The 12952-nt window shown below is 69.5% G+C and carries 16 protein-coding genes; 10 read left to right on the forward strand and 6 right to left on the reverse strand.

Annotation, left to right across the window (positions count from 1 at the left end):
* The first annotated feature begins 74 nt into the window (after positions 1–74).
* From moaC to KBY70_RS09400, 4 genes are read left to right on the forward strand one after another with little or no spacing between them, the layout of a single operon-like run.
* A complete protein-coding gene (gene moaC, locus KBY70_RS09385) occupies positions 75–602 on the forward strand; it encodes a cyclic pyranopterin monophosphate synthase MoaC (RefSeq protein WP_409996047.1) in 528 nt (175 codons plus the stop codon).
* Positions 595–1845 carry a molybdopterin molybdotransferase MoeA gene (locus KBY70_RS09390; protein ID WP_254988303.1) on the forward strand — a complete coding sequence of 417 codons (1251 nt, stop codon included), beginning with the start codon at positions 595–597 and terminating at the stop codon, positions 1843–1845. The genes moaC and KBY70_RS09390 overlap by 8 nt, the downstream gene beginning before the upstream one ends.
* Positions 1846–1889: 44 nt before the next feature.
* A complete protein-coding gene (locus tag KBY70_RS09395) occupies positions 1890–2159 on the forward strand; it encodes a prevent-host-death protein (RefSeq protein ID WP_094558927.1) in 270 nt (89 codons plus the stop codon).
* Entirely contained in the window at positions 2156–2437 is a 282-nt protein-coding gene (locus tag KBY70_RS09400; RefSeq protein WP_094558926.1) for a type II toxin-antitoxin system YafQ family toxin, read from the forward strand. The genes KBY70_RS09395 and KBY70_RS09400 overlap by 4 nt, the downstream gene beginning before the upstream one ends.
* Positions 2438–2446: 9 nt before the next feature.
* Here KBY70_RS09400 and KBY70_RS09405 read toward each other — a convergent pair whose 3' ends face one another.
* On the reverse strand, positions 2447–2923 hold the full coding sequence (locus KBY70_RS09405; protein WP_254988304.1) for a molybdenum cofactor biosynthesis protein MoaE: 477 nt from the start codon (positions 2921–2923) through the stop codon (positions 2447–2449).
* On the reverse strand, positions 2916–3176 hold the full coding sequence (locus tag KBY70_RS09410; protein ID WP_254988305.1) for a MoaD/ThiS family protein: 261 nt from the start codon (positions 3174–3176) through the stop codon (positions 2916–2918). The genes KBY70_RS09405 and KBY70_RS09410 overlap by 8 nt, the downstream gene beginning before the upstream one ends.
* A 67-nt stretch (positions 3177–3243) precedes the next feature.
* On the opposite strand from KBY70_RS09410, the gene moaB reads away from it, so the two are divergent.
* From moaB to KBY70_RS09425, 3 genes are read left to right on the forward strand one after another with little or no spacing between them, the layout of a single operon-like run.
* Positions 3244–3768 carry a molybdenum cofactor biosynthesis protein B gene (moaB, locus tag KBY70_RS09415; RefSeq protein WP_094558923.1) on the forward strand — a complete coding sequence of 175 codons (525 nt, stop codon included), beginning with the start codon at positions 3244–3246 and terminating at the stop codon, positions 3766–3768.
* 37 nt (positions 3769–3805) lie between these two features.
* Entirely contained in the window at positions 3806–6097 is a 2292-nt protein-coding gene (locus KBY70_RS09420) for an FdhF/YdeP family oxidoreductase (protein ID WP_094558922.1), read from the forward strand.
* The gene (locus KBY70_RS09425) at positions 6094–6627 is read left to right on the forward strand and encodes an HPP family protein (protein ID WP_254988306.1); all 534 of its coding nucleotides are present in this window, start codon (positions 6094–6096) and stop codon (positions 6625–6627) included. Before KBY70_RS09420 ends, KBY70_RS09425 begins: the two co-directional genes overlap by 4 nt.
* A gap of 61 nt (positions 6628–6688) precedes the next feature.
* Here KBY70_RS09425 and KBY70_RS09430 read toward each other — a convergent pair whose 3' ends face one another.
* Positions 6689–7762: a GTP 3',8-cyclase MoaA gene (locus KBY70_RS09430; protein WP_094559196.1), complete on the reverse strand. Its 1074-nt coding sequence runs from the start codon at positions 7760–7762 to the stop codon at positions 6689–6691.
* A gap of 49 nt (positions 7763–7811) precedes the next feature.
* On the opposite strand from KBY70_RS09430, the gene KBY70_RS09435 reads away from it, so the two are divergent.
* Entirely contained in the window at positions 7812–8231 is a 420-nt protein-coding gene (locus KBY70_RS09435; protein WP_094558921.1) for a nucleotidyltransferase domain-containing protein, read from the forward strand.
* Between the two features lie 33 nt (positions 8232–8264).
* On the opposite strand, the gene KBY70_RS09440 is transcribed toward KBY70_RS09435, so the two are convergent.
* A complete protein-coding gene (locus KBY70_RS09440) occupies positions 8265–8873 on the reverse strand; it encodes a molybdenum cofactor guanylyltransferase (RefSeq protein ID WP_254988307.1) in 609 nt (202 codons plus the stop codon).
* Between the two features lie 58 nt (positions 8874–8931).
* Here KBY70_RS09440 and cynS point away from each other — a divergent pair, with 58 nt between their 5' ends.
* Positions 8932–9387 (forward strand): cyanase, encoded by a 456-nt coding sequence (gene cynS, locus KBY70_RS09445; RefSeq protein ID WP_094558919.1) that lies wholly within the window; start codon positions 8932–8934, stop codon positions 9385–9387.
* Positions 9388–9405: 18 nt separating this feature from the next.
* On the opposite strand, the gene KBY70_RS09450 is transcribed toward cynS, so the two are convergent.
* Positions 9406–9909, reverse strand: coding sequence for a nitrate reductase associated protein (locus KBY70_RS09450; RefSeq protein WP_254988308.1), 504 nt, complete (start codon positions 9907–9909; stop codon positions 9406–9408).
* Positions 9910–9941: 32 nt separating this feature from the next.
* On the opposite strand from KBY70_RS09450, the gene KBY70_RS09455 reads away from it, so the two are divergent.
* Positions 9942–12086 (forward strand): molybdopterin oxidoreductase family protein, encoded by a 2145-nt coding sequence (locus KBY70_RS09455; protein WP_094558918.1) that lies wholly within the window; start codon positions 9942–9944, stop codon positions 12084–12086.
* Positions 12087–12116: 30 nt separating this feature from the next.
* On the opposite strand, the gene KBY70_RS09460 is transcribed toward KBY70_RS09455, so the two are convergent.
* On the reverse strand, positions 12117–12950 hold the full coding sequence (locus KBY70_RS09460; RefSeq protein ID WP_254988310.1) for an ABC transporter ATP-binding protein: 834 nt from the start codon (positions 12948–12950) through the stop codon (positions 12117–12119).
* Positions 12951–12952 lie beyond the last annotated feature (2 nt).

A 12952-nucleotide genomic window follows, 5' to 3' on the forward strand; every position in this document is an offset into this window, starting at 1 on the left:
CTCACGTTATGGGGCGAGCCACTGCTGCAGCTGTCATCTGCGGTTCATGCTTGGGTGTCGGTTGCAAGGCGGCCATGGCTGCATCGGAGTTGACTCCCCTCCAGCTCAGCCACCTCAACAGCCGCTGTGAGGCGCACATGGTGGATGTGGCGGCCAAGCCGGCCACGCTGCGCCAGGCCGTTGCCGAAGGTTTTCTTGCCCTGGCTCCGGAGGCCCTGGCGCTGGTGCGCGAGGGGAGGGCCGGCAAGGGCGACGTGTTGGCGGTGGCGCGGGTGGCGGCGATCCAAGCGGCCAAGCGCACCGCCGAATTGATCCCGCTTTGCCACCCGCTGCCGCTCAGTTGCCTGGAGGTGGTGATCGCCGAGGCGCCGTTGCCGGATGGTTCGGCTGTGGGCCTGCGCTGTGAGGCCACGGCGGGCACCACCGGCCCCACCGGCGTGGAGATGGAAGCCCTCACCGCCGTGCAGGTGGGCCTGCTCACCCTCTACGACATGCTCAAGAGCGCCGACCGGGCGATGACGATCGGGCCGGTGCGGCTGGTGCGCAAATCCGGAGGGCGCGGGGGGGATTGGGTGCGCCCTGGGGGTCAGGACGATGGCTGATGGGCCTGCCACGGAGCCCTATGGCCGCGAGGGCTTGCCGCTGGATCAGGCCCGCGCCTTGATCCTCGAGCAGCTCCAGCCCCTCGCCGCGAGCGAATCCCTCGCCCTCAGCCACGCCCTGGGCCGCACCACGGCGGCGGCGGTGATCGCCCCTGCTGCAGTGCCGGGGTTTCGCGCTTCGATCATGGATGGCTACGCCATTGCTGGATCGGATCCGCCACCGGTTGGGTGCTCCTGGCGGCTGGTGGGGGTCTCCGCGGCTGGGGCTCCCTATGGGCTGATGTTGCGGAGCGGAGAAGCGGTGCGGATCCTCACCGGTGCTTTGGTGCCCGAGGGCAGTGATCGGGTGCTGCCCCAGGAGCTGGTGGCGGTGGATGGCGAGCGGCTGGACTTGCTGAAGCCCGGCGGCCCCAACCCCTGGATTCGCCAGCCCACCGAGGAGGCGGCTGCGGGCCAGGAGCTAGTGCCAGCAGGCCAGCGGCTTGGTGTTGCCGATCTCGGCCGCCTGGCCAGTTGCGGCGTGCAGCAGCTGCAGGTGACGCGCCGGCCGCGGATTGGCTTGCTGATCAGTGGCGATGAGCTGCTGCCGCCGGGGCTGGCGCGGGGGCCGGGGCAGATCTGGGAGAGCAATTCGGTGCTGCTCAGTGCTCTGCTCCAGCGGCTCGGTTACGCCGTTGCCGATCAGCGGGTGGTGGTCGACCAGCCGGAGCCGTTGCGGCTGGCATTGCAGGAGTTGGCGGCGGGCTGTGATGTGGTGGTGAGCACCGGCGGCGTGTCGGCTGGCGACAGCGACTGGATCCGTCCCCTGGTGGCGGAGCTGGGGCAGGTGAGTTTTTGGAAGTTGTTCCTCAAGCCCGGCCGGCCCTTCGCCTGGGGCCAGGTGGCGGGGGTGCCATTTTTCGGTTTGCCGGGCAATCCGGTGGCGGCGGCGATCACGGCGCTGCAGCTGCTGTGGCCGGCCTTGCAACGGCTGGAGGGAGCGGAGGTCCAACGGCTGCCGCGCCTGAAGGTGCGCTTGGAGGCGGCGCTGCGGCGCGGGGCTGGCCGGCCGGAGCTGGCTCGGGCCCGGCTGGTGGTGGCCGCCGACGGGGGCTTGTGGGCCCGGGTGGAAGGGTCGCAGGCCTCCTCACGCATCGGCTCGCTGCAGGGGGCCGATCTGCTGCTGGAGATCCCGGCGGAGCTGGGCGCCCTGGAGGCCGGCACGGAGCTGTGGGCGCAGTTGTTGCGGTTGCCGGTGCTGTGAAGCGTGCGGTTGTTCGTATGCTTTGAAAGCCGCTCAACCGTGCGATGGAAATCCTCTCGGCCAATGCGTTGAAGACTGCGGGGGTGGGGGCGATCACGCGAGCGCTGGAGCACGAGCGCGAAGCAGGCGTCTCGGTGCGTGGCCGCTTGCGTTATGTGGTGATGGAGGCCGAGGAGTTTCAGCGCTTGCGGGATCTGGAGCTGGAACTGGCCCTCTTGGAGACGCGGAACGACGTGGCGGCCGGACGTTGCATCGCAGAATCCGTAGAGGCCCACCTGCAGCGGCTGGATGCCCTGGCGGCTGAGCTGCCTTGAGTTGGACGCTCCTGTTCACCGAGCGGTACAACCGCAGAGCCGCGCGTTTCCTGCGTCGCCATCCTGAGTTGCGGGATGCGTACCGCAAGACGCTGTTGCTGTTGGAGGTCAATCCAGGTCACCCGTCCTTGCGCCTGCATGCCCTGAAGGGACGCTTGAGCGGGCTGCATTCCGTGTCGATCAACATCAGCTACAGGATCACGTTGGAGTTGTTGATCGAAGGCCAGCGTCTGATTCCGATTGACATCGGCAGCCATGACACGGTGTATCGGGGCTGAAGGGCAGGCTCACAGCGGCGTGTTGCTCGTGAGCCACTCGCCTGTGCCATCGCGGCGCCACTCCCGTTTCCAGAACGGTGCGTCGTGCTTGAGCGCCTCCAGCAGCTCCTGGCAGCAGCGCTGGGCGGGGCCGCGGCGGTCGGCGCCGATGGCCACCAGCACGATCGCTTCACCCGGCAGCACCCGGCCGATGCGGTGCTGCACCAGGCAGCTGCCCACCCCATGGCGCGCGCAGCAGCCTGTGGCCAGCTGCTGCAGCTGGCGCTCGGTCATGCCCGGATAGTGCTCCAATTCCAGGGCCAGCAGGGGCGTTCCATCGGCGGCCGCGGCCCGCACTCGACCGATGAACACGCTCTCGGCAGCGCTGGCGTTGGTGCTGGGGCCGCTGGCGGCGAGCTGGCGCTGCCACTGCTCCAGGCAGGCGAGCGGCTCGAAGGCCTCCAAGTGGAGATCGATCTTGAGCTGCAGGCCCTCAGCGTCAGCCACCGCTGATCGGAGGTAGGAAAGCCAGCTCATCGCCGGGGAGTAGGGGGGTGTCGGCCGCGGCGAACTGCTGGTTGATGGCGACGCGCACGCTGTTCAGCTCTCCCGGCAATTGCAGCGTCTGCCAGAGCTGGCGCGGGGTGAGGGTCGCCTCCACCAAGGCGTCTGCGGTCCACTGCCGCTCGGCCCAGCCCGCCTGCTCTCGCAGCCCTGCGAACAGGCGGATGCGGATTCCTGCGGCCGATGGCTCACCCATGGCCGCAACGCTAACTAGCGCTCCCGCGCGCCACTGTCACGATGGCTCTCGCGTTGTTCGATCCGCTTTGAGCCTCGCCATCGCCCTGCTCACGGTGTCTGACACCCGCACCCTGGCGGACGACCGCTCCGGTGATGCCCTGCTGGCGCGGCTTCAGGCGGCCGGCCACCGGCTGGTGGAGCGGGCACTGGTGCCCGACAACCGTTATCGCATTCGCGCCGAACTCAGCCGCTGGATCGCCGATGAGGCGGTGCAGGTGGTGATCAGCAGCGGCGGCACCGGCCTCACTGGCCGCGACGGCACGCCGGAGGCGGTGGTTCCCCTGCTGGACAAGACGATTGAGGGCTTCGGCGAGCTGTTCCGGGTGCTGTCGTTCGAGACGATCGGCACCAGCACCTTGCAGAGCCGCTGTTTGGCGGGGGTGGCCAACGGCACGGTGATCTTCGTGCTGCCGGGCTCCCTGGACGCGGTGGAAACCGCCTGGGACCGCTTGATCTGCGCCCAGCTCGATGCCGCTACCCGCCCCTGCAACCTGGTGCAGCTGTTGCCGCGGCTGGGGGAATCGCCGGATCAGCCGGCGGGCCAGGGCTGATCTCTCTAGCGTGCCACTGAAACCGGCATCCGTGGCCATGGCGCCTGAGGAGTCTGGATCGCCAGCCACTGGTTTGCCGACGGGGTCGGATCTGCCATCGGCTTTGGAGGATGGCAGCAGCGGCGGCGGCTGGCCGTTGATCGATGGTTGGGCCCGCGCCACCTTCTCGCCCACGGGTCTGCGCCTCTGGCAAACCCTCAGCCATCAGAGCGCCTGCCTGTCGTGCGCCTGGGGCACCGGCGGCCAGAACGGCGGCTTTCGCGATGAACTGGGCGAGCCGCTGCAGCGCTGTTTCAAGAGTGTGGAGGCGATCCAGGCAGAACTGCAGCCAGCGGTGCCCGCTGAGGTGTTTGCCGGTCGCAGCCTGGCCGAGCTGCAGCAGCTCAGCTCCGCCGAATGCGATCGCCTGGGGCGCCTCGATCGGCCCCTGATCCATCGCGCCGGCAGCACGCACTACGAGCCGATCAGCTGGGAGGAGGTGCACGCGCTGGTGGCCGAGGCCTTCCACGCGCCGGCGCCGGCGCGGGTGGCTTCCTACAGCTCCGGCCGCTCCTCCAACGAGGCCGCCTACCTGCTGCAGCTGCTGCTGCGGGCCCGCGGCTGCAACAACCTGGCCGACTGCTCCGACCTCTGCCACGCCCCCTCCACCATCGGCCTCACCAGGGTGTTCGGTAGCGGCACCTCGATGGTGAACCTGGAGAGCCTCCAGCACGCTGATGGCGTGGTGCTGGTGGGCTCCAACGCGCCGGCGAACCATCCGCGCCTGATGAACGAGCTGATCCGCCTGCGCGAGCGCGGCGGCACGGTGATCGTGATCAATCCGGTGCTGGAGGCCGGGCTGCTCAAGTTCGGCTCGCCCGCCTTCCCGATCCGCTCGATGCTCGGCGGTGGTAGTGAGATCGCCTCGCTGTTTCTGCAGCCGATCCCCGGTTCCGACACGGCGGTGTTTCTGGGGATCCAGAAGGCGCTGCTGGAGCGCGGCGCCATCGATCTTGCGTTTGTGAAGGCCCACGCTGACGACTGGCAGCCGTTGCTTGAGCAGATCGAATCCACCAGCTGGGAGGCGATCAGTGCCTGCTGCGGCCTCAGCCGCGAGGAGCTCGAGCACACCGCCGCCCGGCTGGCTGCGTGCAAGGCGGTGGTGTTCGCCTGGGCGATGGGCATCACCCACCACGCCAATGGCACCGCCAACGTGCAGGCGATCGCCAACACCGCCCTGCTCACGGGCAACGTGGGCCGCCCCGGGGCGGGCACGATGCCGATCCGCGGCCATTCCAACGTGCAGGGCTTCGGCTCGATGGGGGTGTCGGTGCACCTGCGTGAGCCGATGCGGCTGGCACTTGAGCAGCTGCTCGGCCGGCCGCTCAGCCGCACCCCCGGCTACGACACCCGCGCCCTGATCGAGGCGGCCGAGAGGGGTGAAGTGGACACCCTGTTGTGCCTGGGCGGCAATCTGTTCGGCGCCAATCCCGATAGCGCCCAGGCCCAGCGCGCCCTCGGCCGCATCGACACGATCGCCTACCTGGCTACAAAGCCCAAAACCGGCCATTTCCATGGCCTCGGCGCCCGCCAGACCTTGCTGCTGCCGGTGTTCAACCGCTTCGAGACGCCCCATCGCACCACGGTGGAATCGGGCAACAACTGGGTGCGGCTCAATGAGCCCGGCCGCACCCACCTGCGCGGTGGGGACCTGATCAGCGAGGTGGCTTTCCTGGCCGAGCTGGCCCACCGCCTGCACGGCAGCGAGCCGATCGACTGGCGGTGCCTGCAGGATCCCGTGTATGTGCGCGAGTTGATCGCCCGCACCGTGCCCGGCTATGGGGCGATCGCCGACATCGATGCCAGCAAGCGGGAGTTTGAGGTGGCGGGTCGGGTGTTCCAGGAGCCGCGCTTCCCCACCGCCACGGGTCGCGCCCAACTCGCCGCCACGCCCCTGCCGGATCTCACCTTGCCCAGTCCGGAGCATTTCGGCGGCCTGGCCCCCTGTGAGCGGGGCCTGGTGCTCAGCTTGATCACCGCCCGTAGCTACGGCCAGCACAACACCGTGGTGTACAAACCGGGCGACAGCTATCGGGGCATGACCCACCGTGAGACGATTCTGGTCAACCCGGAGGATCTGGTTGCCTGTGGTCTGCGGGCCCACCAATGGGTGACCGTGCAGGGCGAAGCAGGCCAGCTGGAAGGGATTGAGCTGATCCCCGGCTCGGTGCGCCGCGGAGCGGCTTTGATGTTTTATCCGGAGGCCAACGTGCTGATGCGGGCCGTGAGCGATCCCGAAAGCGGCACCCCGGCCTTCAAGCGGGTACCGGTGCTGGTGCGTGGAGCATGACGCGAATCGTGATGCTGCAGACCTGGCTGGAGGAGCAGCGGCGTCGCGGGCGGGACTACCAGCCGCGCTTTCGGGGCCGCCATCTGTCGGTCACCTGGTTGGGGGCGCTGCTGGCGCTCTCCCTGCTGGGCCTGCTCAGTGCCTGGAGCGGCATGGTGCTGCTGGCGGCGCCGCTGGGGGCGTCGTCGGTGCTGCTGTTTGGCTATCCCGCCAGCCCCCTGGCCCAGCCGCGCAACATCGTGCTCGGCAACCTGGTGGGAGCGTTGGTGAGCGTGGTGGCGGTGGCCTGGCTCGGCCAGGGGCCGCTAGTGATCGCCCTGGCGGTGGCGCTCACGGTGCTGCTGGGTCAGCAGCTGCGCTGCCTGCATCCGCCCGCCGGCGGCCTCGCTTTTCTCGGCGTGGCGCTGGGGGCCGCCCCTCCATTTGTGCTGACGCCCGTGCTGAGCGGTTCACTGCTGTTGGTGCTGATCGCCGCGGTCTTCAGCCGTTGGGTCAAAGGTGCTCTGCCCTACCCGCACCACTGGCTGTAACGCTCTGGGTGCGTGGAGGCCGTTTGATCTCAACCACCATTGATCTCAACCACCATTGATCTCAACCACCCAGGTAGGCCATCTCCGCATGGGCGGGCGCTCCCACTGGGTCCGGGGGGGTGCCGCGGGCCCAGACCTCCTGCCGTTCCTCGCTCCAGCGGTCGGACCGGCGGCTCCAGAGGCCGGCGATCACGTCGCGCAGCGCCTCTGAGGAGCTGGTGGGCTGCAGCCAGGGGCGCAGGTCGAGGCCGCTGCCGGGGGCGGCGAACAGGCAGGTGTAGGCGATGCCGTCGGCGGTGACGCGCAGGCGGTTGCAGTCGCCGCAGAAGGGGGCGCTCACCGACGCCACCACGGCGAGGACGCCGCCGCCTTCTGGCTCGCGATCCTTGTAGCGCCAGCGGCTGGCGGTGGCGTGGGCCGCGCGCCCCTGGGGCTCCAGCGGCCAGCGCGCGCTGATCCGCTCCACCATCTCGGCGGCGCTCAGCACCGCCTCGGGCCGCCAGCCGTTGCGGTTGCCCACGTCCATGAATTCGATCAGGCGCAGCTCCAGGCCCCGCTCGCGGGCCAGGGCCGCCAGGGGCAGCAGCTGGTCGTCATTGGCACCGCGCTGGATTACGGCGTTGAGTTTGAGCGCTCCGCGGCCCGGATCAAAGCCGGCGGCGCAGGCGTGCTCGATCGCTGCCAGCACCTTCGCCAGCAGGGCTTTGCCGTTGCTGACTCCGGCCATGCGGGCCACTGCCGCGCCCGTAGTGCCATCGAGGCTGAGGGTGATGCGATCGAGGCCGGCGGCACGCAGGCTTAGGGCCCGCTCGGCGCTGAGCAGGGCGCCATTGCTGGTGAGGGCGATCTCGCGCAGGCCCGGGCTTCCCGGGGCCCGGGCGCGCAGCGCTTGCACCGCGGCGATCAGTTCCTCCAGGCCGCCGTGCAGCAAGGGCTCGCCGCCGGTGAGCCGCAGGCTGTGCGCCCCCAGGGTCACCGCCGCCTCGATCACCGCCAGGCGCTGCGCCAGCGTCAGCAGGCCAGGCGGTTCCACCCCATCGGGCAGGCAGTAGGGGCAGGCCAGGTTGCAGCGGGCCGTGAGCGACAGCCGCAGCACCCCGAGGGGTCGGTTGAGCTGGTCGGTGGCGCTAGCCATGGCAGCCACGCTATGGCTGCAGTCCTGATGTTGGCGGTAGCGTTTCGGCATGGTTGTTTCCGCTGCCACGCCGTTCCGCCCACCGGCCATTCCCTGGCGCAAGCCCCAGGAGTTGAAGGTGTCGCCGGACTTGGGCACAGGATTGGATCCCCAGAGGTGTGGCGAGGCCTTAGCGCGTCTGTGCGTTGAGCCCGATGTGCAAGCGGTGATCGCCTTTGGCTCGCGGGCGCGTGGGGAAGCCCGAGTTGATTCGGATCTGGATCTGGCGGTGATCGTGCGCCAGCCCCAGCTCACTCCCGCTGAAAAAATTGCGTATTGGCAGCGCTTCGATCGGGCGCTGGGTCGGCTGGGAGTGGGAGTCGACCTGGTGGTGGCGGGCGTTGCCGATGCCGAACGACTGAGCGGCTCCCGCTGGCACGTGTTCGGCGATGTGGCCCGTGAGGGCCGGGTGCTCTATGTCGCCGGCTGAAGACGCGCTGCTGGAGGCGGAGTTGGATCGATGTCAGCGGGTGGTTGAGGCGCTGGGCGAATCGATCGGCTGATCGGCCTGCGGCCGGTTCACGTTGCGGATGGCAAGAGGATCCAGCGGCACCGCCTGGTAAGGCTGCGAGGCCAGCCAGCTCTGCAGCCGCCGCTCGCCGCGCTCCACCGCCGCGGCCAGGTGAGCCCGGATTGGGGCGCTGCTCGGGTAGAGGCCCAGCAGCGGTTGCAGGCGCTCGCCGTCATGGGCCAGGTGGAGTCGGGTGGGATCTGCCTCGCCAGTCGCCGCCGCCAGCAGAGTGTGCAGGGCCGCGAGGCTGAGATCCGGCATGTCCACCGGGCAGAGCAGCAGGCGCTCGTCGGGGTGGCGCTGCATCAACCGGTGCAGGGCCAGCAGGGGGCCTTCCCAGGGGGGCGGTTCAGCGAGGGCGGTGATCGGAGGCGGGGCCAGCTCCAGGTGCGCCGGATGGCGGCTCAGCAGGGTGATCGGCGCCTCCAGCTGGGCCAGCAGGCGCAAGGTGCGCTCAAGCCACGTGCCGCCTTCAGGGTGGGGCAGCAGCGCCTTGTCGCGGCCCATGCGCCGGCTCTCGCCGCCGCTCAGCAGGCAGGTGCGCAAGGGCCCCTGTAACAACGGCTGCCAGGCAGGTCGCCGTTCCCCCATAGGGTCCCGCCGCTCCTTCGATCGCTCCATGGCTCTGCCTCCCCACACCACGGCTCTTCTCGACGCCAAGCGCCGCAGCGGTCTCAGCTTCGCCGACCTCGGTGCTCGCCTGGGTCAGGACGAGGTCTGGACGGCCAGCCTGCTCTACGGCCAGGCCACGGCTTCCGCCGATCAGGCCCAGGCCCTGCTGGAGGCTCTGCAGGTGAGCGAGCCCGAGCGCTCAGCCTTGCTGGAGGCCCTCATCACCTATCCCATCAAAGGGGCCCTCGATCCGGTGATCCCCACCGATCCGCTGCTCTATCGCTTCTACGAGATCCTCCAGGTTTACGGCCTGCCGCTCAAAGACGTGATTCAGGAGCAGTTCGGCGACGGCATCATGTCGGCGATCGACTTCAGCCTCACCGTCGCCAAGCAGGAGGACCCCAAGGGCGATCGGGTGGTGGTGACCATGAACGGCAAGTTTCTGCCTTATCGCAAGTGGTGAGGCTCAGGGCGCCACTGTTCAGCGCGCCTCAGCCAGCAACCCGAACTCGGCCAGCGCCCGCTGCAGGTTGCGGTGTTCGTGGCCGGGGTGGCTGAGTTTCACCAGGGCGAAGCGTTGCAGCTCGGTGAGCTCTGCCCAGTCGCCGGCCCGCACCCCGAGACCCAGCTGGGTGCAGGAGGCGGCCAGCACTGCGGGCAGCTCCTCGCTTTGCTGCCAGGGCTCCCCGCTGGGACGCGGCAGCTCCTTGGCCTGGCCGGCGCTGAGACCGGCGGTGCGCGCCAGCAGGTGCGCATGCAGCGCCTCGATGGCGGCGGCATCGTCGGCCCAGGCCAGCAGCTCCTGGCGCTCGGTTTCGCCCAGCTCACTCCAGTGCTGCAGCTTGAGCTTCACGCCGGCCAGATCCAGCTTGCGCCGCACCGCCATCGGGATGCAGCGCAGGTCGGCGGTGAAGTCGGCCTCGAAGCCGAAGCAGGCGCTGGCCAGGGGGGAGCTCAGGGGAATCGCGGTAACAACCGCCACCATCATCGGACGCTCCGCCTTGGTCCAATGGCCCCATGGCAACTGACTCCTCCGCCAGCCCAGTCGCCCGGGCCCAGTGCCCCTACTGCGGCGTGGGCTGCGGCCTGGAGCTCAAAGCGCCAGCCGAACCCGGCGGCAGTTGCACCGCCCGCGGCGACCGCCACCACCCCTCGTCCCTGGGCCAGGTGTGCGTGAAGGGCGCCACCGTTGGCGAAACCCTGCACCACAACCGGCTCACCACGCCCCTCTGGCGCGCCCGCACCGACCAGCCCTTCGAGGCGATCAGCTGGGAGCGGGCCTTCAGCCTGCTGGTGGAGCGCATCCAGGCCACCCTGGCCAGCAAGGGGCCCCAGGCGCTGGCGATCTACGGCTCCGGCCAGTTTCTCTGCGAGGACTACTACGCGGCCAACAAGCTGCTCAAGGGTGCCCTGGGCAGCAACAACTTCGATGCCAACTCGCGGCTGTGCATGAGTTCGGCGGTGGCGGGCTACGCCCGCAGCCTCGGCTCCGATGGTCCGCCTTGCTGCTACGACGACCTCGACCTGGCCGACCTGGTGCTGCTGATCGGCACCAACACGGCCGAGTGCCATCCGGTGTTGTTCCAGCGGCTGCTCAAGCGCCGGCGCAAGGGGGCCGGGCCGCGGCTGGTGGTGGTGGATCCGCGCGCCACCGCCACCAGCGACGCCGCCGATCTGCACCTGGCGATCGCCCCGGGCACCGACCTGGCCCTGCTCTGCGGGCTGGGCCACCTGCTGCTGCAGCGGGGTGGCGTGGACCAGGCCTTCGTGGCGGTCCACACCGAGGGCTTCACCGAGCTGGAGACGCTCTGGCGGGCCTGGGAGCCGGCCCGGGCGGCGGCGGTGTGCGGCATCGCCGAAGCGGATCTGCGCCAGCTGGCCGATTGGTGGTGTGAGGCCGCAGCCGCGCTGAGTTTGTGGTCGATGGGGGTGAACCAGAGCCGCGAGGGCACCGCCACCGTGGCGGCGATCTGCAATCTGCACCTGGTGAGCGGCCAGATCGGCCGGCCCGGCGCTGGACCCTTCTCGCTCACCGGCCAACCCAACGCCATGGGCGGCCGCGAGGTGGGTGGCCTGGCCCAGCTGCTGCCCGGTTACCGCACTGTGAGCGATCCGGAGCACCGCGCTGAGGTGGAGCGCCATTGGGGTGTCGCGCCCGGATCGATCGTGCCCGAGCCCGGCCTGGCGGTGTGGCAGCAGATCGAGGCGATGGAGCGGGGCGAGCTCGACCTCTGGTGGGTGGCGGCCACCAACCCGCTGGTGAGCCTGCCCAGCCTCGATCGGGTGCGGGCGGCGGTGGCCAGCTGCCCGCTGGTGGTGCTCAGCGAGGCCTACGCCGGCACCGAAACCGAGGCGGTGGCCCACCTGGTGTTGCCGGCTGCCCAGTGGAGCGAAAAGGAGGGGGTGATGGTGAATTCCGAGCGCCGCGTCACCCTCTGCCGCGCCTTTCGCGAGCCCCCGGGTGAGGCTCGCCCCGACTGGGCGATCTTTGCCGAGCTGGGCCGGCGGCTCGGTTTTGTGGAGCAGTTCAACTACGGCACGGCGGCCGAGGTGTATGCCGAATTCGTGGCGCTCACCGCCGGCCGACTGTGCGACAGCAGTGGCCTCAGCCACCAGCTCCTGGCCGACCACGGCCCCCAGCAATGGCCGTTTCCTGGCGGCACGGAGCCGGGCGGTGGCCAGGAGCGGCTTTACACCGAAACCGGCTGCGATGGCCGTCGCTTTCCCACCCCCTCTGGCCGGGCGCGCCTCTGGGCCGATCCACCGCTGGGTTTGGCCGAACCCCCCGATGCCGCCTATCCCTTGGTGCTCACCGTGGGCCGGTTGCTGGGCCACTGGCACACCATGACCCGCACCGCCCATGTGGCGCGGGTGGCCAAGGCCCACCCCGAACCACTGCTGGAGGTGCACCCCCACGATGCAACCCAGGCCGGGCTGGAGGAGGGGGGGATGGCGCAGGTGCGCTCCCGCCGCGGCGCCCTGCTGGTGAAGGTGCAGCTCAGTGCACGCATCCGCCCGGGCACGGTGTTCCTGCCCATGCACTGGGGCGCCTCCCAGGGGGAGCTGGCCTGCGAGGCCAATCGGTTGATGCACGAGTTGGGCTGCCCGATCTCCAAGCAGCCCGAACTGAAGGGGGCAGCGGTGGCGCTGGCCCCCGCCTGAATTTCGATCTTGTCCCCAGTGATCGCTGCCTCAGTCCAACACGTGGGCGAAGCGGCGGTAGAGGAAGTCGAGGGCGTGGTTGCGCAGCTGGCCGTAGCGGGGATCGTCCTGGATCGCTTCGTAGCTCCTGGGCCGCTCGAAGGGCACTTCCAGGATCTCGCCGATGGTGGCTGAGGGCCCGTTGGTCATCATCACGATGCGATCAGCAAGGAACAGCGCCTCATCGATGTCGTGGGTGATCATCAGCACCGTGGGCTTCTGCTCGCGCCAGATCGCCAGCAGCTCTTCCTGCAGCTCTTCTTTGGTGATCGCATCCAGCGCCCCGAAGGGTTCATCCAGCACCAGCACCGCCGGGGTCACGGCCAGGGCTCGGGCGATCGCCACCCGTTGGCGCATGCCGCCGGAAAGCTGGCTTGGTCGCTTGCTGCTGGCCTCCATCAGTCCCACCATCTCCAGGTGATGGCTCACCACCTCGCGCCGGCTGGGGGCATCCAGCTCCGGGCGAGCGGCCTTCACGGCCATCTCCACGTTCTGCCACACGGTGAGCCAGGGCAGCAGGGAATAGTTCTGGAACACCACCATCCGATCGGGGCCGGGCCGCTCGATCGGGATGCCATCCAGGGTCACGGCCCCGCTGCTGGGCTGCAGGAAGCCCGACACCATGTTCAGCAGGGTGCTCTTGCCGCAGCCGGAATGGCCGATCACGCAGAGGAATTCCCCCTGGCGCACCTGCAGGTTGATGTCACGCAGGGCCTCGAAGGGGCCGCGGCGGGTGTGGAACACCTGGCCCACATCCCGGAATTCCAGAAATGCTTGGCTGGTGGCGGCGGAGCTGGCTTTGCTGGCAGCGGTGGTGGTGGTCATCA

Origin of the sequence: Cyanobium sp. ATX 6E8, assembly GCF_024346335.1 — a bacterium.
GTDB lineage: Bacteria > Cyanobacteriota > Cyanobacteriia > PCC-6307 > Cyanobiaceae > Cyanobium_A.